The following is a 20761-nucleotide window of genomic DNA, read 5'->3' as shown; positions in this document are numbered from 1 at the left end:
GGGAGGCCTCCTGGTGCCAGCGGTAGGGGCGGACGAGTGCGGTGCGGACGTGGACGGGTGCGGTGCGGGTGGACGGGCGCGGCGGTCAGCGGCGGATGCCGGTGGCGAACGGCAGGGTGTTGACGAAGGCCCGGTGGTGCTCGCGGTCGCACCACTCCAGCTTGAGGTAGCTCTTGCCGGCCGACGCCCGGATGGTCCGCTTGTCGCGGGCCAGCGCCTCGGGATTGCGCGAGGAGACCGTGATGTAGCCGACCAGGTTCACCCCGGCCGCGCCGGAGGCCAGGTCGTCACCGCGCTGGTCCACCCGGCCGGTGTGGGCCAGGTCGCGCGGGTCGACCGTGCGGTTCATCTTGGCCGCGCGGCTGGCCTCCGCCTCGTCGTTGGTCTTCTCGGTCAGCATCCGCTCGATCGCGACGTCGGTGGGCTCCAGGTCCATCGTCACCGCGACCGTCCGGATCACGTCCGGGGTGTGCACCAGCAGCGGCGCCAGGAAGTTGACGCCCACCGGGGTCAACGGCCACTCCTTGACCCACGCGGTCGCGTGGCACCACGGCTCCCGGGTCGCCGACTCGCGGGTCTTCGCCGTCAGGTACTGCGGGTGGGTCGCGTCCAGTTCGGCCGGCCAGGCGTTGCGCCGGGACATCGCCTGGATGTGGTCGATCGGGTGGTCCGGGTCGTACATCGAGTGCAGCAGCGAGGACAGCCGTGCCTGGCCCAGCGGCTGGCGCACCCGGATGTCCGCCTCGGCCAGCCGGGCGCAGATGTCGGTCAGCTCGCGGGCCATCACCGCCGCCAGCCCGTCGTCGTCCCGGGACGGACCCCCGGCCGCACGCTTCTCGTAGGCGTTGCGGCCCATCGCGTGCGCCTCGGCGGCCAGGTCACGGGTGTAGTGCATGCAGGCCACCAGGTACGCCCGGTGCTGCTCCGAGGAGGTCGACACCATCGACTGCAACTGGTCGTACGACTCCTGCAGCCAGCGCGGCGCGTCGTGGTCGCCGCGCCGCTCCACGTCCTTGGCGTGCGCGTCCGGGTCGGCCGGCAGGGTGCGGGCCAGGATCTGCAGCCGGGTCACGAAGCCGTCCCCGTTGGCGACGTGCTTCAGCAGCGTGCCGAAGCGGTCGACCAGCGCCTCCTGGTCCTCCGAGTCGCGCAGCCCGACGCCCGGGCCCTCGATCTCGATCGCGGCCGTCACCGTCCGCCGCTCCAGGTGCATCAGCACCCCGACCTCGTCCGGCCCGAACGGCGCGGTCAGCCAGCGCAGCCGCCCGACCCCGGGCGGCGGCCCGACCTCCACCTCCCGGCCGTCCATCCGGGTGCCCGCGTCCATCGCGTCCGAGCGCCACACCCCGCGCCCGCTGCGGACGGTCCGGCGGTAGGTGCGGTTGATCTCCACCCACTTGTAGAACGTCCGCTTGCGGTACGGCACGTAGACCGCCGCGATGGCCAGCAGGGGCAGGCCGAGCAGACCGGCGATCCGCAGTGGCAGGACCGGCATCAACAGGCCCCAGAGCATCCCGACGAAAGCCCCGAAGATGATCAGCAGGATCTCGCCGGACTCCCGGTTCCGGCCGATCGGCGCGTTCGGGCGGGCCTTGCCGATCAGGTAGGTGCGGCGCTGGTGCACGTACGGCTGGGCGTACTGGGCGCCGTACTGGCCGAGCGGTTCGCTGCTCACTTACCCGTCACCCTCCCTTCGCTGGATTGCTGTCGCGGATCGGAACCGGGGCCTGCGGCGGCCCGGCCTGCGGCGGTGGGGCCGGCGTCCGGCCGGCGTGCGCGGCGATGCCGGGCGCGACCGAGCCCCCGCCCGCCCCGCCACCCGCGCCGGCCGCCTGCGGACCGCGGTCGCCGTGGGTGGTGATGCCCTGCTTCATCAGGTTCGCGGTGCCGCTGATCATCGCCGAACCGGCCTGCACCGCGCTGGCCCGGGCCCGACGCATGTTCAGCATCTCGTCGCCGAAGGTCGGCACGAAGCGGTACACCGCGGCGCTCGCGAAGATCGACAGGAACAGGATCGCCAGCCCGGACAGCACCCGGGCGAAGTCGTCGTTGGCCCCGGCGCCGGTCGCCACCGCGCCCGCCAGGCCCAGGATGATCACGATGATCGGCTTCGCCAGGTCCACCGCCAGCATCATCCCGGCCCACCGACGCACGTGCTTCCACAACTGCCGGTCCACCAGCCCCGCGTACACCGCCGTCCCCAGCAGCGCCCCCACGTACAGCATCGCCGCCCGGATCACCAGCTCGATCCAGAGCACCGCCGCCGCCAGCACCGCCACCAGTGACACGATCACCAGTATCAGCGGGCCGCCGCCGACGTCCCCCTTCTCCAGGGTGTCCGCGAAGCCGCTCAGGTACGTCCCGGTGTCCGACTTCGTCCCGACCGCGATCGCCTTCGTCAGCCCGTCCGTCACGCTCACCACGGTGAACAGGATCAGCGGCGTGAACGCGGAGGCCACCACGGTCAGCCACAGGAAGCCGACCGCCTCCGAGATCGCCGTCGTCAACGGCGCCCCCCGCACCGCCCGCTTGGTCACCGCCAGCAGCCACAGCACCAGCGTGATCACCGTCGACACGGCGAACACCACGGCGTACTGCTGAAGGAACGACTGGTTGGTGAAGTCGACCGCCGTCGTCCCGTCGATCGCCCCCGACAACTTCCGCACCACCCAGGCCGCCGCCTGGGCGCAGCCCTTGGCGAGCGACCCGAGCGGGTCGGTCACGGTGCCCACAGTGCCGCTCCCGGGAATGACGACCGCTCCGTTGGGAGCGCATCCGGCATCGCTGCCCGGGATCGGGAGATCGACTTTCTGACAGGTGGGCGTGGCAGTCGGCGACGGCTCGGCGAACACCCGCTGGGCCGTCAGCATCGTCATCACCTGCACGGCGGCCAAAACGCCGGCCACCGTGCCCGCACGGCGTGCGGTCGAACGGTGTGTGGTCTGGTCAACGGGCATAGCGGAACCCCCCGAACTGCTGCACGGCGCCGGTGATCTCCTCGGCGGTGGCGGCCTGCTGGTCTCCGGGCATCGGCGCGGGGCCCTGCCTGCTGGTGAAGTCGGTGAGTTTCCAGTCGCTCCCCGTCCAGTGGAGTGAGAGCGCGAGGGTGAACCAGTTGGCGGTCACCGGCTGGACGGAGCGTTCGCCGGCGAGGCCGGTGAGGCCGGTGCACCACACCTCGACCTTGGCGTCCCCGTCGTTGTAGCCCGTCGACTTGGTGCCGGCCGGGATGGTGCGGCTGACGAAGGTGAGGCCCTTGGGTGCGTGGCCCTGGGCGTCGAGGCCGTAGCGGGCGGCGGTGTCGCCGCCGAAGCCCTGGTCCAGCCGGCTCTGGAGCGCCCCCGCCGCTCCCGGGTCGGCGATGGTGGCGATGATGGTGTGGCGGCTGTCGGTGCGGAACATGTCCGGGGAGCCGATCGCCACCGCGTAGTTGGCGGCGGCGGACTGGGCGCCCTGGTCGCTGTGCGGGAAGCCGGAGGCGATGCCGTTGACGGTGGTGCCGACGGGCTGGTCGCCGCTGGGGGCCGGGCCGGCGCCGGAGGCGGCGCTGGGCGCGGCGTGGTCGGCGGAGCTGCCGCCGCCGCTGCCGGTGCCGGGCTTGCCGCGGTTGGCGATGGAGATCGCGACGACGAGCAGGGTGACGACCACGAGCACGGTCAGCAGGGTTCGCAGCGGCCGAGACTGACGGAGGGTCGCCGGCACGGAGGGCTGTTCGTCGACCGGCAGCCGCGTTCGGGTGTGCGGCTGGTCGTCGGACAACGGCACGGCGGCCCTCCTGGTGCGGGGAGCCGGGGCGGCTCCGGGGGCCCTCCGCCCGGGGGCGGGCGCGGACGGAGGGTGGGAACGGGGGTGGAGTCCTGGCTGGTCGGCCACTGGTGGGGTTCGGGCGGGGAACCTGCCCTCAGGCGGGCCGGGGATGCTGTCCGATCGTCAGATCGCCATGCCGTAGACAATGGTGAACAGAGTGCCGAGTGATCCAATGATGAACACGCCGGTCAGCCCGGCGATGATCAGCCCCTTGCCCTGTTCGGCGCCGAAGCTGTCGCGCATCGCGGTCGCACCGATCCGCTGTTTGGCCGCGCCCCAGGCCGCGATGCCGAGGCAGAGGATGATGGCGAGGGCCATGATGACCTCGACCATCACCCGGGCCTCCGACCCGAGGGTCGCGAACGGCCCCCAGTCCGGGGCGATGCCGCCGATGATGGTGTCGATGCTCGGCTTCTTGGGGGGGTCCTCGGCCAGGTGGCCGACCGCATAGGTGTGCACGCTGCTCAGGTTCATTTCCATCTCACCGCCCGATCAGGCAAATTCAAGGGCCCTGACCCCGCCCGCGCGAAGGGTCGGTGCCTATTCTTGGCCAGATCTGATGTCGACTTGGCTACTTCTCGCGGATTGGTCGTGAGGCATCGGACACGTACGCGAGGATGTCCCCCGTACGAAGGATAGCGCTCACTCTTTGTATCTCTGATGATTGCGGTGAGCAACGCCTTCCGGGACACTTCGACTGACGATTCGTCGGGATGGTGCTGATGGTACTCCGGAAGGCCGGTACGGCCTCCGCTGCGGCGGGAGTTGTCGCGTTCGGATTCCTCGGTCTGGTGACGATGGGGACGTATGCGGCAAGTGGGACGCCGCAGCAGTCGGCGAATCGATCCGCCCTCTCTCCCGGGACCGTGCCGGCGGCCTATCAGGACGCGTTCCAGAAGTGGGGCTCGCTGTGCCCGGAGATCTCCCCGCCGATGCTCGCGGCGCAGCTCTACCAGGAAAGCGGTTTCGATCCACGGGCCCAATCCTCCGTCGGGGCGCAGGGAATGGCGCAGTTCATGCCGGGCACCTGGCCGGTGTACGCCACGGACGGTGACGGGGACGGCCAGAAGGACGTCTGGAACCCGTACGACGCGATCGCCACGGCGGCGGTGTACGACTGCGCGCTGGCCAAGGACGTCGCCGGGGTGCCGGGCGACCCCCAGGCCAACCTGCTGGCCGCCTACAACGCCGGCCCGTACGCGGTGACGAAGAACAGGGGCATCCCGCCGTACAGGGAGACCCAGGGCTACGTGCGGAACATCCAGGCGATGGCCCGCAGTTTCTCCGCGCCGACCGCGCCGGTGGAGGTGTCCGCGCAGTCGGCGGCCGCGATCTACTTCGCCCAGACCAAGCTCGGCACGCCGTACCTGTGGGGCGGTGAGGGCCTGTCGTCGCAGAACGGGCAGTTCGACTGCTCCGGGCTCACCCGTGCCGCGTTCGCCACCGTGGGCATCGATCTGCCCCGGGTGGCCAACGACCAGTGGTACGCCGGGCCGCACCCGTCACGTGATCAGCTGCGGCCGGGGGACCTGGTGTTCTTCGCGACGGACCTGAGCGATCCGCGGAGCATCCACCACGTGGGGATCTACGTCGGCGGCGGCTACATGATCAACGCTCCGCACACCGGGGCGGTGATCCGCTACGACAAGATCGACACCCGGGAGTACATCGGGGCGACCCGAGTCACCTCGGACGGCGCCCAGGCGCTGCCGACCCGCGACAACAACGGCAACGGCGCGGTCAACCCCCCGAGCCGCCCGGGCACCACGGCGCCGACCGCGGCGTCGACCGCGGCGTCGACCGACCCGGCCGCCACCGCCCGGCCCGCGGTCGCCGCCCCGCCCGCCCCCACGGCACCGGGACGGCCCAACGGCACGGGTGGAACCGGCGGGACCGGGTGACTCGTCCGACGATCTGTGTGCGGGCTGTGGACGCTGAGTCAAGTTTCCATAACCCCGCGTTTCCGTGGAACGCTGTGTCCCGACGGTGACGTTGGGTCCGGTGGCCCGTCGTCAGCGTTCCGCGACGGGAGGGCCCCGGCGGGAACGCACAGGTGCAGCGGACCAGAAGGAGGTGCGGCGTGTCGACGCCGCTTGCCGACACGACCAACCCCGACCTCGGCCTGCTCTACGCCGTCAACGGTCTGGCCAAGCACTCCCCGCACTGGCTGGACCACCTGGTCTCGTGGATCGGTGAGTACGGCATCCTGATCGGCCTCGCGATGCTCGGGCTGGTGGGCTGGCTCCAGGCCAGACGCCGCCCGGACGCGCCGGTGGCGATCGCCGGGCTGCTCTGGGTACCGCTCTCGGTGGCCGTCGCCGAGCTGGCCAACCTGCCGATCGCCGCGATCGTGGACCGGCCGCGGCCCTTCGTCGACCACCCCGGGCTGCTGGTACTGGTGGACGGCAAAGCCGGCACCCACTCCTTCGTCAGCGACCACTCGACCATGACGATGGCCGTCGCGGTGTCGCTGTTCCTGGTGAACCGGAGGCTGGGCTGGATCGCCGGGGGCCTGGCCCTGCTGCAGGGCTTCTGCCGGATGTTCATGGGCGTCCACTACCCGACCGACGTGATCGGCGGCTACGCGCTCGCCGTCGCCGTGGTGCTGCTGCTGGCGCCGATCGCGATGGCGGTGCTGGTCCCGTTCTGCCACGCGCTGAGCCGGACGGCGGTCGCCCCCCTGATCCGGGCGCCCGAGCGCGGCGGTGCGGCCCGCGCCGCGGCCCAGCGCGGCCGTCGGCGCGGGCGGGGGGCGGTGCGCTCCGAGGAGCAGCCGCCGGAGTCGGACCTGGCGGCCTGACCCGGGACAGCCCGGCTCCGGACGGGCCGAGGCGTCTAGGGTCTGTCCGCCGGCTCGCCGCCGTACTCGGCGGCGTGGTCGGCGGCGTGGTCGGCCGCCTCACGGCGGGCCAGGTCGCGGGAGCGGCGGGCGGCGGAGTACCAGCCGCAGCTGCAGGTCGCGAAGGCGAAGGAACCGCGTTCGCCGACCGCGACGCGGTGCTCGGGCATCCGGGTGGTGCCGGGGACGGCCGGCAGCTCACTGTGCACGTGGTTCACCGTAACGCTCCGGACGGCCGGCGCGCGACGCCCGCTTCCCCGGCTCCCGTAACCCTTCGCGGCTCAACTCGTTTGCCCGGAAAGAGCTCTGCCCACCCGGAGGGGTCCGGCGGGGCAGTCGGGCCCGAGGGGGTTGTCGCGAGGATGAAGATGACCGACCAGCAGCGAACCGGGCGGCCAGCGCGCCGTCCGGGGCCGCACCTGCGCTCGGCGGCCGGGGCCGCCCTGCTCGCCACCGCCCTGGCCGCGGGAGCAGCCGGCTGCTCGGGCCACCCCGGCGGCGGCTCCTCCGACCAGCAGTCGGCCGTCGCCGACCAGTTGGCCGCCGACCCGCTGACGGCGGTGCGCAACGCCGCCGACATCACCGGCCGCACCGGCTCCGCGCACGCCGCCACCGAGCTGGTCACCGAGTCCGCCGACAAGAAGGCCGCCTTCAACGGGAGCGGCGGCTACGACTACGTGAAGCGGGTCGGCCGGCTGGAGGTGCAGGTGCCACCGGGCGCGGCGACCACCGGGAAGATCGTCGAGGTGGTCCTGCCGGGCACCGTCTACCTGCAGAACAGCGGGGCCAAGGTGCCCGAGGGCAAGTGGGTCAAGCTGGACGTGCGCCAGCTGCCGGACGGCAACCTGGTGAGCAGCGGTGCCACCGACCCGGCGTCGGCGGCGGGTGCGCTGCGCGGGGTGCAGAAGGCCGACCTGGTCGGCACCGAGACCGTGGACGGCGCGCCGCTGCACCACTACCGGGGCACCCTGGACCTGGCCAAGGCGGCCGACGCCACCGGTGGCCGGGGCGGGGACGGTCTGCGGATGGGCGGGCAGACCTTCACCGTCAAGGAGGTCCCGTACGACGCCTGGCTGGACGACCAGGGCCGGCTGCGCAAGGTGGTCGAGGTGTTCACCTTCGCCGGGGTGGCCGGGTCGAAGGAGGCCAAGGACCAGGTGAAGGTCACCTCCACCACCTCGCTGTCGGACTTCGGCAAGCCGGTCGAGGCGACCGAGCCGCCGGCCTCGGACATCTACCAGATGAAGCCCTCGGAGAGCCCGAAGTAGGCCGCCGGGGCGAGACGGGGCGCCGCCGGGCGGGTGGCCGTGCGGGGAGCGACGGCCACCCGTTTCGGCGGCGCCGAGATGGCCCGTCCGTGCCATGTGGACGGGCCCCGGAGTGCCTAGGCTGGACGTCGGGTGGCTGCCGCCCGGGCTGGCGAGGCACTGAAGGGGTGGTGCAGGTGGTGTCGTCCACGGGCGGCCGCAGCGGCGGCCACGACGACGCGGCCCTCGACGAGATCGAGCTGGCCGGCGAGCTGATGATCGCCGCGACGGCCAGCACCGGTGAGCGGCTGCCGACCGAGCGGATCGACGAGGTGCTGCTGGACCGGGTGGACCCGGCCCGGGCCGAGCGGGAGGGCGACGGCTGACGGCCGCTCCGGGGCCGGCCGTGCTGGCTCCGCCGCTCCTGGGCCGGCCGTGCGGGCCGGGGTCAGCTGCGCAGCAGCCGGCCGATCGCGGCCGAGGCCTCCGCCACCTTGGCGTCCAGCTCGACGCCGCCCTGTTCGGCGGCCGCGGCGACGCAGTGCCGCAGGTGCTCCTCCAGCAGGGAGAGGGCGAAGGACTGCAGGGCCTTGGTGCTGGCCGAGACCTGGGTGAGCACGTCGATGCAGTAGACGTCCTCGTCGACCATCCGCTGGAGGCCGCGGATCTGGCCCTCGATCCGGCGCAGCCGCTTGAGGTGGGCGTCCTTCTGCGCGCTGTAGCCGTGCGGGCCGTGCCCGCTCCCGTGCGCCGCGGTGGCGGGGGTGCCGGCCTGCGGGTCGGTCCCGGGCGCGTGGTCCGGCTCGGTGCGCGCTTGCGTCGTGGTCATCGGCCCGCCTTCGTCTGAGTGCCTGGTGGCTGCGTCGGCCACCAGTGTCCAACACCGGGGCCTTCCGTGGTGTTCCGACGGCCCACCCGGCATGTGCCGAACGGCCTGGTGGGCGTCGTCGCGGGGCTCACCCGTCTGAGCGGCGCCCCGGTCCCCCCGCACGCACCACGGGGGCGATCGGGGCGAGGTTCCGTCAGACTGGGGAATCACGTCCGACATGGCCGTGTGGTCCGGGTCGGCCGGTCCGGGAACCGAACGGAAGGGGAGGTTCCGCCTCCCTGCCCACCACCCCGTTTGCGCGATCGCGCTCGGTTGCACCTAGCATCGTTCAGTCCGTACCCCGCACATCGGAGATTTCCGTGCGTTTTAGCCTGACCCCGAAGGAGACGAGTTTCTACGACATGTTCGCCGCCGCCGCGGAGAACCTCGTCGTCGGATCGAAGCTCCTGCTGGAACTGCTGGGATCAGACGTGTCGGCCCGCGCGGAGATCGTCGAGCGCATGCGCGCCGCCGAGCACGCCGGGGACGACACCACCCATGCCGTCTTCCACCAGCTGAACTCCTCCTTCATCACGCCCTTCGACCGCGAGGACATCTACAGCCTCGCCTCGTCGCTGGACGACATCATGGACTTCATGGAGGAGGCCGTCGACCTGGTCGTCCTCTACGACATCCAGACGCTGCCGAAGGGCATCGAGCAGCAGATCGAGGTGCTGGCGCGCGCTGCGGAGCTCACCGCCGAGGCGATGCCGAACCTGCGCAGCATGTCCAACCTCACCGAGTACTGGATCGAGGTCAACCGGCTGGAGAACCAGGCCGACCAGATCCACCGCAAGCTGCTCGCCCACCTCTTCTCCGGCCAGTACGACGCCATCGAGGTGCTCAAGCTGAAGCAGGTCGTGGACGTCCTTGAGGAGGCGGCGGACGCGTTCGAGCACGTCGCCAACACGGTGGAGACCATCGCCGTCAAGGAGTCCTGACCCTCGTGGACATGGCTGCACTCATCGCCGTCATCGGCGTTGCGTTCTTCTTCACGTACACCAACGGCTTCCACGACTCGGCGAACGCGATCGCCACGTCGGTCTCCACCCGGGCGCTGACCCCGAGGGCCGCGCTCGCGATGGCCGCCGTCATGAACCTGGCGGGCGCCTTCCTGGGCAGCGGGGTGGCGCACACCGTCTCCAAGGGGATCATCGAGACCCCCTCCGGCAACCAGGGGATGGCGATCCTGTTCGCCGCCCTGGTCGGCGCGATCGCCTGGAACCTGGTCACCTGGTACTTCGGTCTGCCGTCCTCCTCCTCGCACGCGCTGTTCGGCGGCATGGTGGGCGCGGCGCTGGCCGGCGGGATCGGGGTGATCTGGAGCGGGGTCATCGACAAGATCGTCATCCCGATGATCGTCTCGCCGGTGGTCGGCCTGATCGGCGGCTTCATCGTGATGCTGGCGATCCTGTGGATCTTCCGCCGGGCCAACCCGCACCGCGCCAAGCGCAACTTCCGGGTCGCCCAGACCGCCTCGGCCGCCGCGATGGCGCTGGCGCACGGCCTCCAGGACGCCCAGAAGACCATGGGCGTCGTGGTGATGGCGCTCACCATCTCCGGCCACCAGACCACCGGGGACATCCCGGTCTGGGTGAAGATCTCCTGCGCGACCATGCTCTCGCTGGGCACCTACGCGGGCGGCTGGCGGATCATGCGGACGCTCGGGCGGAAGATCATCGAGCTGGACCCGCCGCAGGGCTTCGCGGCCGAGGCCACCTCCTCGGCGGTCATGTACATCACGTCGTTCGTCTTCAAGGCGCCGATCTCCACCACCCACGTGATCACCGCGGCGATCATGGGTGCGGGGGCCACCAAGCGGATCCGCGCGGTGCGCTGGGGCGTCGCGAAGAACATCGTGCTCGGCTGGTTCATCACGATGCCGGCGGCCGCCGTCGTCGCAGCGCTGGTGTACTGGTTCGTCCACCTGTTCTGGGGCTGAGCCCGGCAGCTCGACGCACCGGCGAACAGGGCCCGCCCCCACATCTCGGGGGCGGGCCCTTTCTCATGCCCCGCGGCGGCACCGCCATGCAGCACCGCGGGACAGCTGGGGTCCGGCCTGGGGCGTGTCCTCCACGCTCCTCCTCAGCCGAAGCGGCCGGAGATGTAGTCCTCGGTCGCCTGCACCGACGGGTTGGAGAAGATCCGCTGGGTGTCGTCCAGCTCGATCAGCTTGCCCGGCTGGCCGACGCCGGCCAGGTTGAAGAAGGCGGTGCGGTCGCTGACGCGGGCCGCCTGCTGCATGTTGTGGGTGACGATGACGATGGTGAACTGCGACTTCAGCTCGCCGATCAGGTCCTCGATGGCGAGGGTGGAGATCGGGTCGAGCGCGGAGCAGGGCTCGTCCATCAGCAGGACCTGGGGCTCGACCGCGATGGCGCGGGCGATGCACAGTCGCTGCTGCTGACCGCCGGAGAGGCCGGCCCCCGGCTTGTTCAGCCGGTTGTGGACCTCCTTCCAGAGGTTGGCGCCCTTCAGCGAGCGCTCCACCACGTCGTCCAGGACGGACTTCTTCTTCACGCCGGCGAGCTTGAGCCCGGCGACCACGTTGTCGTAGATCGACATGGTCGGGAACGGGTTCGGGCGCTGGAAGACCATGCCGATGGAGCGGCGCACGGCGACCGGGTCCACGTTGGAGGCGTACAGGTTCTCGTCGTCCAGGAGGACCTTGCCCTCGACCCGGGCGCCGGGGATCACCTCGTGCATCCGGTTGAGGGTGCGCAGAAAGGTGGACTTGCCGCAGCCGGAGGGGCCGATGAAGGCGGTCACCGAGCGGGGTTCGATGCTCATCGAGATGTCCTCGATGGCCTTGGTGGTGCCGTAGTAGGCCGACAGTCCGCTGACGTCGATGCGCTTGGCCATGATCGTTGCTTCTCTCGTCTGTCTTCGTACGTCAGTCGGTCGCTCAGTGTCCGCCCTTGGGCGAGCGCCAGCGTGCGATGCCCCGGGCGACGAGGTTGAGCCCCATCACGAAGGCGATCAGCACCAGCGCGGCGCCCCAGGCGCGGGCGTAGCCGAAGTCGTTGTTGACCACCGAGTACTGCTGCCAGATGTACATCGGCAGGGACTGCTGCGGTCCGTCGAACGGGTTGCTGTTGATGTAGTCGGCGCCGAACACCAGCATCATCACCGGGGCGGTCTCGCCCGTGATGCGGGCGACCGCGAGCATCACACCGGTGGTGATGCCGCCGATCGCGGTGGGGAGGACGATCCGCAGGATGGTCTTCCACTTCGGCACGCCGAGGGCGTACGAGGCCTCGCGCAGCTCGTTCGGGACGAGCTTGAGCATCTCCTCGGTGGACCGGACCACGACCGGGATCATCAGGATCGCCAGCGCGAGGCTGCCCGAGAAGCCGGAGTAGCTGAAGCCCAGGGCGAGGTTCCACAGCGAGAGGATGAACAGACCGGCGACGATCGACGGGACGCCCGTCATGACGTCGACGAAGAAGGTGACGGCCTTGGCGAGCCGGCCGCGTCCGTACTCGACCAGGTAGACGGCGGTCAGCAGGCCCAGCGGGGCGGCCATCAGGGTCGCCAGGGCGACCTGCTGCAGGGTGCCGAGCAGCGCGTGGTAGATGCCGCCGCCGGGGCCCGACTGGATCACGCCCTTCATCGAGTGGCTCAGGAAGTTCCCGTTCACCACGCCGATGCCCTGCTGGACCGTGTAGACGGTCAGCGAGACCAGCGGGACGACGGCCAGGATGAAGGCGACCCACACCACCGAGGTGGCGAACCGGTCCTTGGCCTGGCGGCGGCCCTCGACCTGGGCCGAGATCAGGTAGCCGCCGACCAGGAACAGCAGGGCCGAGATCAGACCCCACTGGAGGTGGCTCTGCAGCCCGGCGCCGGCACCGATCCCGCAGCCGACCGCGATCGAGCCGGCGGCGACGGCCGGCGGGGTCCACTTGGGCAGCCGGTTGGCGGTCAGCCCCGGACCCACCTGCCGGGCGTCCTCGGGGACGGTCGTGACGGTGGTCATGCGTTGGCCCCCGAGTACTCCTTGCGGCGGGCGATGATCAGTCGCGCGGCACCGTTCACCAGCAGGGTGATCACGAACAGGACGAGGCCGGAGGCCATCAGCGCGTCGCGGCCGTTGTTGCCGGCCTCGGCGAACTTCAGCGCGATGTTCTGCGCGAAGGTGCCGCCGCCCGCGTCGAGGATGTGCAGCGACAGGACGCTGTTGGCGGACAGCACCACCGCGACCGCGATGGTCTCGCCGAGCGCCCGGCCGAGGCCGAGCATGGAGGCGGAGATGATGCCGGGGCGGCCGAACGGCAGCACCGCGGTGCGGATCATCTCCCAGCGGGTCGCGCCGAGCGCGAGCGCCGCCTCCTCGTGCATCCGCGGCACCTGCCGGAACACCTCGCGGGAGACCGCGGTGATGATCGGCAGGATCATGATCGCCAGCAGGATGCCGACGGTGAACAGGTTGCGCGGGGTGCCGGTCCTGGTCTGGTCGAAGAGGTACGTCCAGCCCAGGTACTGGTTGAGCCAGCTGGTCAGCCCGTCCATGTGCGGGACCAGGAACAGCGCGCCCCAGAGGCCGTAGACGATGCTGGGGACGGCGGCGAGCAGGTCGACCAGGTAGGCGAACGGCTGGGCGATCCGGCGCGGCGCGTAGTGCGAGATGAACAGCGCGATCCCGATGGCCACCGGGACGGCGATCACCATCGCGATCAGGGCGCTGACGATGGTGCCGAAGGCCAGGACGGCGATGCCGAAGACCGGCTTCGGGGCGTCCGGCGTCCACTCGAAGGTGGTGAGGAAGTTGCCGTCGTTGTTGCTGAGGGCCATCCCCGAGCGCCAGGCCAGGAAGCCGGCGATCGCGGCCATGATGACCAGCAGCAGGATGCCCGCGCCGCGGGCGAGGTTCATGAAGATCTTGTCGCCGACGCGGCTGTCGCGCGGTCGGCGTTCCCTGCCTCGCGGGGCGGCAGGGGAGGATGAAGTCATTGGTCTACTCCGGTCTGGTGGTGCCGCCCCGGTGGGGGGACGGCACCATGGCGGCGGTGCCCCGGACGTTGGTGCTGTTCGGTCGTGCTCCGGTGGGACGGCCCCTGCCCCCCTCGCTCACGGGGCCGTCCCACCGGGGGTCCTGTCGGGTCAGGCCAGGGTGCCGACGGCGGCCTTGACCTTGTCGCCGATCGCGGCCGGCATCGGGACGTAGCCCTTGTCGCCGATCGACTTCTGGGCGGCGTCGCTGATGGTGTAGGTCAGGAAGGACTTCAGGGTGTCCAGGGTCTCGGCCTTGTTGCCCTTGTCGCAGGCGATCTCGTAGGTCACCAGGACGATCGGGTAGGCGTTGTCGGCCTTGGTGCCGTAGTCCAGGGAGAGCGCGAGGTCGCCGTCGGTGCCCGCCACGGTGGAGGAGGCGATGGTGTTCGCCGCGTTGGCGGCGGTCGCCTCGACCGGCTGAGCGGCGCCGGTGGCGATCTTGGCGCTCTTCAGGTTGTTGGTCTGGGCGTAGGACAGCTCGGCGTAGCCGATCGAGTTCTTGACCTGCTTGATCTGGGCGGAGACGCCGGCGCTGCCGTTCGCGGACTGGCCGCCCTTGCCCTTCCACGCCTTGTTCGGCTCCGCGCTCCAGGCGCCGCCGGAGGTCTTGGCGAAGTAGGAGGTCAGGTTGAAGGTGGTGCCGGAGTCGTCCGACCGGTGGAAGGTCTGGATCTCGGCGTCCGGAAGCTTGGCGCCCGGGTTCAGGGCGGCGATGGCCGGGTCGTTCCACTTGGTGATCTGCGAGTCGAAGATCTTGGCGGCGGTCGGGCCGTCCAGGACCAGGTTGTCGACGTTGTCGACGTTGTAGACCAGCGAGACCAGGCCGGCCACCATCGGCAGGTCGATCGCCTTGCCGCCGGTGCAGACGGCCTTGGAGGCGTCGACGTCGGCGGGCTTGAGGGCGAAGTCGGAGCCGGCGAAGGCGACCTTGCCCTGGTTGAACTGCTGGACGCCGGCACCGGAGCCACCGCCGCTGTAGTTGACCGTGGTGCCGGAGCAGGAGGAGCCGAAGTTGGTCTTCCACACGTCGATAGCGGGGGCCTGGGCGGTCGAACCCGCGCCGAGGAGGGTGCCGGCCTTGCCACAGTTGATCGCGGCACCGGCCGCGGAGGAGCCGCCGGAGCCGGACGCCGTGTTGGTGGTGTTGTTGTCCGACCCGCAGGCGGCGAGCGACAGCGAGCTGACGAGCGCCATGGCACCGATGGCGAGGGCCTTGGAGCGGCCGTTCCGCTGGAGCTTCACAGGGGTGTCCCTTTCTGTGGCATTACCCGTCGCGCAGGCCGTGCGGACACGGCCGAGCGCGGGTTTTGCTGTGGTCCGGGGCCCGTTCGGCCCTCCGGTGGTCCCGAAGTTAGGCCGGGTAAGTGACACGTCAGCCGGTCGCAAGTGAACGGGGAGTGAACCTCGAACGGATGACAGGAAACTACGTCACGTAGTAACGGTTGCGTCACGGGGAGGGCGCAGGGAGATCACTTCCGCCGTTCCCGCGCCCTCGGTTCCTCGCCCGTCCGTACGGGCTTCGCCCCCAGGATCACCAGCAGGGCGTCGACCAGCAACCGGTCGCGGTCGTGGGTGAGCCGCGCCCGGGCCTTGGCCGCCGGCAGCCACTCCAGGCGGTCCACCTCGCGGTTCGGCCGGAAGGCCCCGGTGGTCGGCACCGCCGCCCAGTACCGGACCTCCTTCGGACGGCCCTGTGCCAGGTAGTGCTGGGCGGGCAGTTCCGGGCCGAGCAGGCAGTGGAAGCCGGTCTCCTCCGCCACCTCGCGCAGCGCCGCCTCGACCACGCCCTCGCCGGGGTCGAGCTTGCCCTTCGGCAGGCTCCAGTCGTCGTACTTCGGCCGGTGGATCACCGCGATCCGCGGCCGGCCCAGCCGCCCGCTGGGCTTCGGCCGCCCGGGCAGCCAGAGCACCGCGCCCGCCGCCAGGACCACCCGGGCACGGCCCGTCCCGGTCGCGACCGCGTCCACCGGCCGCCCGGTGCCCGGGCGGCCCTGTCCGGTGATCGGGTGACCCGGCCCGGCGTTCAGACGGCCCTGCCCGGCGTTCAGGTGACCCTGCCCGGCGTTCAGGTGACCCTGTCCGGTGCTGGGGCGACTCGGCCCGGTGTTCAGGCGATCGTGCAATTCAGGCCGTCCGTGGTGCGGGGGAATGCCCCCAGCCCTCGGCAGGGGGAATCTCCAGCCAGCCGTCCAGGCCGGGCCGGAGGTCGGGCCACCGGCGGCCGAAGGCGTACCGCGCCGCCTCCACCTCCAGTCGCTGATCAGCATGCACCACGCCCAGCACGTAGGCGGTCGCCGGGGTGATCCTCGGGGTGCGCGCAGCGGTGGCGGCGGTGACGGCGGCGTCCGCCGCCTCCTGGTGGCGGTCCAGCACCGCGTCCAGCTCGTCCAGTTCGGAGGACGGGCGGCCGCACACCTCCAGGGCGTACCGGGCCCGCTTCACCAGGATCCGCAGCCGGGACCAGGGCGCGTCGTCGGCCGCCAGCGCGGTGTCGGCATCCGCCGAGGCGACCCGCGCCGGGGGCACCGGGCCCAGCCGGCGCAGCCCGTCCCCGCCGTACGGCGTCGCGGCACGCTGCAGCGGCAGCTGCTGGGCGCTCACGGCCAGCGCGCCGAACGCGGCCGCCGCATGCGGCAGCAGTACGGCCGACGCCCGGCCGCCCGCCGCCTCCAGCAGCGGCGCCTCACCGACCAGCAGGGTCATCCGGTCCGCCAGCGCGTGCAACCGGGCCGAACGGAGCTCCTGCAACACGGTGGAGTGCGCCCTGGTCCGCGCCAGGGTCAACTGCCGGTCCAGCAGCGCCCGCGCCTTGGGGGCGCCCGCGTGCCCGGCCAGCATGCCCGTGCCCTCCGGGTCCGTGCCGCTCAGCGAGTCCACCGCGCCCAGCAGCCGGGCCGAGCGGCGGACGTAACCGGGCTCCAGCGCCAACAGGTTGAGCAGCCAGCGCAGTTCGGTGCGCGACTCCTGCGCCCACGACTGCTCGAAGACGGCGCCGAAGGTGTGCAGCAGCCCGCCGATCCGGCGCACCGCCCGCAGCAGGTCGGCGGTGCCGCTGGACGGGACGGTCGCGGCCGAACCCGGTCTGGCGCCGACCTCGCCCACCGCGAGCGGCAGGGCGCGCAGGAACGCACCCGCCTGGGCGGTGAGTTGGCGGGAAAGGATGTCCCCGGCGGTCGCTGTGGCGGCCGCCTGGACCGTCATCGGCGCATCGGTCATGGCGTGGTTGATCCCCGTTCCCCCGGGCCCTTCCCCGGGGCTGGTGGCCGACCGCCGGAGCGGGTCCCCTCGGGGCCCCGACCGCTCCGGCGGCTCGCATCAGTGGGCGCGTCAGCGCGGGGTGGCGGCCCGGCGGCGCTGGCGCGAGTCGATGAGCAGGTCCTGGACGTGCCGCAGCGGCCGTCCCTCGGCGTCCTGCGAGCGGCGCTGCCAGGCGCCGTCCGGCCCGAGGTGCCAGGACTCGGTCTCGTCCGACACCCCGAGGTCGATCAGCCCGGACAGCTCGGCGCGGTGCGCCGGGTCGGTGATCCGCATCAGGGCCTCGATCCGGCGGTCCAGGTTGCGGTGCATCATGTCGGCGCTGCCGATCCACACTTCGGGATCGCCGTTGTTGCCGAACACGAAGATCCGGGAGTGCTCCAGGAAGCGCCCCAGGATGCTGCGCACCCGGATGTTCTCGCTCAGCCCCGGCACCCCCGGCCGGATCGCGCAGATCCCGCGCACCCAGACGTCCACCGGCACCCCGGCCTGCGAGGCCCGGTAGAGCGCGTCGATCACGGCCTCGTCGACGATCGAGTTGACCTTGATCTTCACGTACGCGGGTCGGCCCGCCTGGTGGTGGGCGATCTCGTTGTGGATCCGCGAGACCAGCCCGTCGCGCAGGCCGCGCGGGGCCGTCAGCAGCCGGCGGTAGGACTCCCGGCGCGAGTAGCCGGACAGCCGGTTGAACAGGTCCGAGAGATCGGCGCCGACCTGCGGGTCGGAGGTGAGCAGACCGAGGTCCTCGTACAGCCGGGCCGTCTTCGGGTGGTAGTTGCCGGTGCCGACGTGCGAGTAGCGGCGCAGGGTGTCGCCCTCCTGACGGACCACCAGCGACAGCTTGCAGTGGGTCTTCAGCCCGATCAGGCCGTAGACCACGTGGCAGCCTGCCTCCTCCAGCTTGCGGGCCCACTTGATGTTGGCCTGCTCGTCGAAGCGCGCCTTGATCTCGACCAGCACCAGCACCTGCTTGCCGGACTCGGCCGCGTCGATCAGCGCGTCCACGATCGGCGAGTCACCCGAGGTGCGGTACAGGGTCTGCTTGATCGCCAGCACCTCCGGGTCGGCGGCGGCCTGCTCCAGGAAGGCCTGCACCGAGGTGGAGAAGCTGTCGTACGGGTGGTGCAGCAGGACGTCGCGCTCGCGCATCGCGGCGAAGATGTCCGGCTGGGATGCGGACTCGACGTCGGTCAGCCCGCGGGCCGTACCGGCCACGAACTTCGGGTACCTGAGCTCCGGCCGGTCCAGGTCGGCGATCCCGAACAGCCCGGTCAGGTCCAGCGGGCCGGGCAGCGGGAAGACCTCCGCCTCGGTGATGTTCAGCTCCCGCACCAGCAGGTCCAGGATGTAGGGGTCGATCGACTCCTCGACCTCCAGCCGGACCGGCGGGCCGAAGCGCCGCCGCATCAGCTCCTTCTCCAGGGCCTTGAGGATGTTCTCGGTGTCGTCCTCCTCCACCTCCAGGTCCTCGTTGCGGGTGACGCGGAAGGCGTGGTGGGCCAGCACCTCCATCCCCGGGAAGAGCTCCTCCAGGTGCGCGCCCATGACGTCCTCCAGCGGGACGTACCGCTGGGGCGAGGCCTCCAGGAAGCGGGCCAGCGACTGCGGCACCTTCACCCGGGCGAAGTGCTTGTGCCCGGACACCGGGTTGCGGACGACCACGGCCAGGTTGAGCGAGAGCCCCGATATGTACGGGAACGGGTGTGCCGGGTCGACCGCCAGCGGGGTCAGCACCGGGAAGATCTGTTGCCGGAACAGGGTGTGCAGCCGGGCCTGCTCCTTCTCGGCCAGCTCCGGCCAGCGGACCACCTCGATGCCCTCGGCGGCGAGGTCCGGCAGCACCTCCTGCTGGAAGGCGGCGGCATGGCGGGCCATCAGCTCGCGCGAGCGCGTCCAGATCAGGTCCAGCACCTCGCGCGGCTGGAGACCCGATGCGCTGCGCTGGGCGACACCGGTGGCGATCCGGCGCTTGAGGCCGGCCACCCGGACCATGAAGAACTCGTCCAGGTTGCTGGCGAAGATCGCCAGGAACTTCGCCCGTTCCAGCAGCGGGATCCCCGGGTCCTCGGCCAGCTCAAGGACCCGCTCGTTGAACGCGAGCCAGCTCCGCTCCCGGTCCAGGAAGCGGCCCTGCGGCAGTGCTTCGAACTCCTGCTCGTCCGTGGCCGGCAGCTCCGGCGGGATGCCCAGCGCGCCGGACATCCTGGCCGTGGGCGCCGACGGGGCAGGGACGGGGCGGGGGATGCTCATGGGTTCCAGCTCCTCCAGCAGGACGGCGTCCGGACGCGATGGGCTCTGCGGGCCGTCGTCCTCGCCCCGGGTCGCCCCCGGGGACAGCGCCCACCCACCGGGCGCGGTCCGTACAGGACCGGCCGACGAATGGCGGTCGACTCTGCACGAGCGAGACACTACGGACTTCATCCTGTGATCTTCGCGGCAGCAATTGAATCCACGGTAAACACCGCATGGCCAGGAGGAAAGCTGAGTCGGTCGGAGCAAGGGGCGGCGCCGTCCTCCGCCCCTCACCCGCGACCGTTCCGTTACGGCTGAGTCGTCCCCGGCAAGGGTGCGAGTGGGGGTGTGGAAGTGGGGTGTGGGGGTGGGTGAGGGGGCGGGGAGGTCTAGGCGGGGGCCTGGGCCGACCGGTCCGCCCGGTACTGGGCTCGGTACATGAGGTCCACCTCGTGAACGGTGAACCCCAGTCGCTCGTACACCCGCACGGCGGCCGGGTTGTCGGCGTCGACGTAGAGGAGGACGGTCGCCAGTCCGCGCTCACCGGCGCCTGCCCCGGTCAGGTGGCGCAGGCCCGCCGCGGTCAGCGCGCGGCCGAGGCCGCTGCCCTGCTCGGCCGGGTCCACCCCGACGACGTACACCTCGCCGAGCTCCGGCTCGGTGGCGGTGGCCGGGTGCACCTTCGTCCAGTGGAAGCCGACCACCTTGCCGCCCCGGGTGGCGAGGAAGAAGCCCGCCGGGTCGAACCAGGGCTCGGCCATCCGCTCGGCCAGGTCCTGCTCGGTCCAGGAGCCCTGCTCCGGGTGGTGGGCGAAGGCCAGGGCGTTCAGCCGCAGCCACTCGGCGTCGTCCTCCCCCGGGCGGAAGGTCCGGAGCTCGATGCCCTCGGGGACGGGCACGGTCCCGGTCTGCGCGCCGGTGCGGCGCATCTGCCGCAGCTCCCGGACCAGCTCGGCACCGTACGCCTCAGCCAGGTGCCGGGCCGCCGGGTGGCCACCGTGCACCCAGAAGTCCACCTCGTCCCGGCCGGACTGGTGGGCCTGCGCCAGAACCGCGTCGACCAGCGGACGGGCCAGGCCACGGCCGCGTGCGGCCGGGTCCACCACCAGTTCGGCGGCGGGGTCGGCGGTCGGGGCCCCCGGGACTTCGAGCTGTCCGTAGCCGACGACGGAGCCCCCCTCGCTCCCGATCACGTGGGTGACGCCGGGGCGGGGCGTCTCGGCGTTACGCAGCCTGAGCCGGCCTTGCTCGGACACGGCGGCCCGGCCGTCGACCGCCTGGGCCTCCGCCAGAACACGCAGGGCGCCGTCGCGCTGCTCGGGGCGGAGCACGTTGCTCGCAATGACCGCTGTCTGATCGTCCATGTACCGACGATACGTCAACGGAAATGCGAAAAGCCCCCGATCCGATGGATCGGGGGCTTTTCTGAATGATTGTTCGGCGGCGTCCTACTCTCCCACAGGGTCCCCCCTGCAGTACCATCGGCGCTGTGAGGCTTAGCTTCCGGGTTCGGAATGT

The 20761-nt window shown here is 71.5% G+C and carries 20 protein-coding genes and 1 rRNA gene; 6 read left to right on the top strand and 15 right to left on the bottom strand.

Going from position 1 to position 20761, the window contains the following annotated elements:
* Positions 1-85: 85 nt before the first annotated feature.
* The 4 genes from ACH4J0_RS33430 to ACH4J0_RS33415 all read right to left on the bottom strand — a co-directional run bounded on the left by ACH4J0_RS33430 (position 86) and on the right by ACH4J0_RS33415 (position 4281).
* Entirely contained in the window at positions 86-1675 is a 1590-nt protein-coding gene (locus ACH4J0_RS33430; protein WP_396244730.1) for an SCO6880 family protein, read from the bottom strand.
* 7 nt (positions 1676-1682) lie between these two features.
* A complete protein-coding gene (locus ACH4J0_RS33425; RefSeq protein ID WP_396244728.1) occupies positions 1683-2732 on the bottom strand; it encodes a hypothetical protein in 1050 nt (349 codons plus the stop codon).
* Positions 2733-2946: 214 nt separating this feature from the next.
* A complete protein-coding gene (locus tag ACH4J0_RS33420) occupies positions 2947-3765 on the bottom strand; it encodes a hypothetical protein (RefSeq protein WP_396244727.1) in 819 nt (272 codons plus the stop codon).
* A 165-nt stretch (positions 3766-3930) separates the two neighbouring features.
* A complete protein-coding gene (locus ACH4J0_RS33415; protein WP_046386924.1) occupies positions 3931-4281 on the bottom strand; it encodes a hypothetical protein in 351 nt (116 codons plus the stop codon).
* Between the two features lie 248 nt (positions 4282-4529).
* Here ACH4J0_RS33415 and ACH4J0_RS33410 point away from each other — a divergent pair, with 248 nt between their 5' ends.
* Positions 4530-5708 carry an NlpC/P60 family protein gene (locus tag ACH4J0_RS33410; RefSeq protein WP_396244785.1) on the top strand — a complete coding sequence of 393 codons (1179 nt, stop codon included), beginning with the start codon at positions 4530-4532 and terminating at the stop codon, positions 5706-5708.
* Positions 5709-5887: 179 nt separating this feature from the next.
* Positions 5888-6607 (top strand): phosphatase PAP2 family protein, encoded by a 720-nt coding sequence (locus ACH4J0_RS33405; protein ID WP_396244726.1) that lies wholly within the window; start codon positions 5888-5890, stop codon positions 6605-6607.
* Positions 6608-6642: 35 nt separating this feature from the next.
* Here ACH4J0_RS33405 and ACH4J0_RS33400 read toward each other — a convergent pair whose 3' ends face one another.
* Positions 6643-6855: a hypothetical protein gene (locus tag ACH4J0_RS33400; protein WP_396244725.1), complete on the bottom strand. Its 213-nt coding sequence runs from the start codon at positions 6853-6855 to the stop codon at positions 6643-6645.
* 159 nt (positions 6856-7014) lie between these two features.
* Between ACH4J0_RS33400 and ACH4J0_RS33395 the strand changes: the two genes are divergently transcribed.
* Positions 7015-7914, top strand: a complete 900-nt coding sequence (locus ACH4J0_RS33395; RefSeq protein WP_396244723.1) for a hypothetical protein — start codon at positions 7015-7017, stop codon at positions 7912-7914.
* A gap of 176 nt (positions 7915-8090) precedes the next feature.
* Positions 8091-8279: a hypothetical protein gene (locus ACH4J0_RS33390; protein ID WP_396244721.1), complete on the top strand. Its 189-nt coding sequence runs from the start codon at positions 8091-8093 to the stop codon at positions 8277-8279.
* Between the two features lie 62 nt (positions 8280-8341).
* Here ACH4J0_RS33390 and ACH4J0_RS33385 read toward each other — a convergent pair whose 3' ends face one another.
* Positions 8342-8722, bottom strand: coding sequence for a metal-sensitive transcriptional regulator (locus ACH4J0_RS33385; protein WP_396244720.1), 381 nt, complete (start codon positions 8720-8722; stop codon positions 8342-8344).
* A gap of 359 nt (positions 8723-9081) precedes the next feature.
* On the opposite strand from ACH4J0_RS33385, the gene ACH4J0_RS33380 reads away from it, so the two are divergent.
* Positions 9082-9702 (top strand): DUF47 domain-containing protein, encoded by a 621-nt coding sequence (locus tag ACH4J0_RS33380; RefSeq protein ID WP_030059626.1) that lies wholly within the window; start codon positions 9082-9084, stop codon positions 9700-9702.
* Positions 9703-9707: 5 nt separating this feature from the next.
* Entirely contained in the window at positions 9708-10703 is a 996-nt protein-coding gene (locus ACH4J0_RS33375) for an anion permease (RefSeq protein WP_396244719.1), read from the top strand.
* A gap of 143 nt (positions 10704-10846) precedes the next feature.
* On the opposite strand, the gene pstB is transcribed toward ACH4J0_RS33375, so the two are convergent.
* The 9 genes from pstB to rrf form a co-directional block, all read right to left on the bottom strand.
* Positions 10847-11623 carry a phosphate ABC transporter ATP-binding protein PstB gene (pstB, locus tag ACH4J0_RS33370; protein WP_270145081.1) on the bottom strand — a complete coding sequence of 259 codons (777 nt, stop codon included), beginning with the start codon at positions 11621-11623 and terminating at the stop codon, positions 10847-10849.
* Between the two features lie 43 nt (positions 11624-11666).
* A complete protein-coding gene (gene pstA / locus ACH4J0_RS33365; protein WP_396244718.1) occupies positions 11667-12740 on the bottom strand; it encodes a phosphate ABC transporter permease PstA in 1074 nt (357 codons plus the stop codon).
* Positions 12737-13714, bottom strand: coding sequence for a phosphate ABC transporter permease subunit PstC (gene pstC, locus ACH4J0_RS33360; protein ID WP_396244717.1), 978 nt, complete (start codon positions 13712-13714; stop codon positions 12737-12739). The genes pstA and pstC overlap by 4 nt, the downstream gene beginning before the upstream one ends.
* A gap of 150 nt (positions 13715-13864) precedes the next feature.
* Positions 13865-14998: a phosphate ABC transporter substrate-binding protein PstS gene (pstS, locus tag ACH4J0_RS33355; RefSeq protein ID WP_396244716.1), complete on the bottom strand. Its 1134-nt coding sequence runs from the start codon at positions 14996-14998 to the stop codon at positions 13865-13867.
* A 227-nt stretch (positions 14999-15225) separates the two neighbouring features.
* On the bottom strand, positions 15226-15723 hold the full coding sequence (locus tag ACH4J0_RS33350) for an NUDIX hydrolase (RefSeq protein ID WP_396244784.1): 498 nt from the start codon (positions 15721-15723) through the stop codon (positions 15226-15228).
* A gap of 157 nt (positions 15724-15880) precedes the next feature.
* On the bottom strand, positions 15881-16972 hold the full coding sequence (locus ACH4J0_RS33345) for a CHAD domain-containing protein (RefSeq protein ID WP_396244715.1): 1092 nt from the start codon (positions 16970-16972) through the stop codon (positions 15881-15883).
* 111 nt (positions 16973-17083) lie between these two features.
* Positions 17084-19261, bottom strand: coding sequence for an RNA degradosome polyphosphate kinase (locus ACH4J0_RS33340; protein ID WP_396244714.1), 2178 nt, complete (start codon positions 19259-19261; stop codon positions 17084-17086).
* Positions 19262-19632: 371 nt separating this feature from the next.
* Positions 19633-20607 carry a mycothiol synthase gene (gene mshD / locus ACH4J0_RS33335; protein ID WP_396244713.1) on the bottom strand — a complete coding sequence of 325 codons (975 nt, stop codon included), beginning with the start codon at positions 20605-20607 and terminating at the stop codon, positions 19633-19635.
* 71 nt (positions 20608-20678) lie between these two features.
* A 5S ribosomal RNA gene (rrf, locus tag ACH4J0_RS33330) occupies positions 20679-20761 on the bottom strand; the annotation flags it as partial.

It is taken from the genome of Kitasatospora sp. NPDC017646, from assembly GCF_044329365.1.
Lineage (GTDB): Bacteria > Actinomycetota > Actinomycetes > Streptomycetales > Streptomycetaceae > Kitasatospora.
Note: the sequence above shows the minus strand (reverse complement) of the source record. Positions and strands in the feature narration are given on the sequence as shown.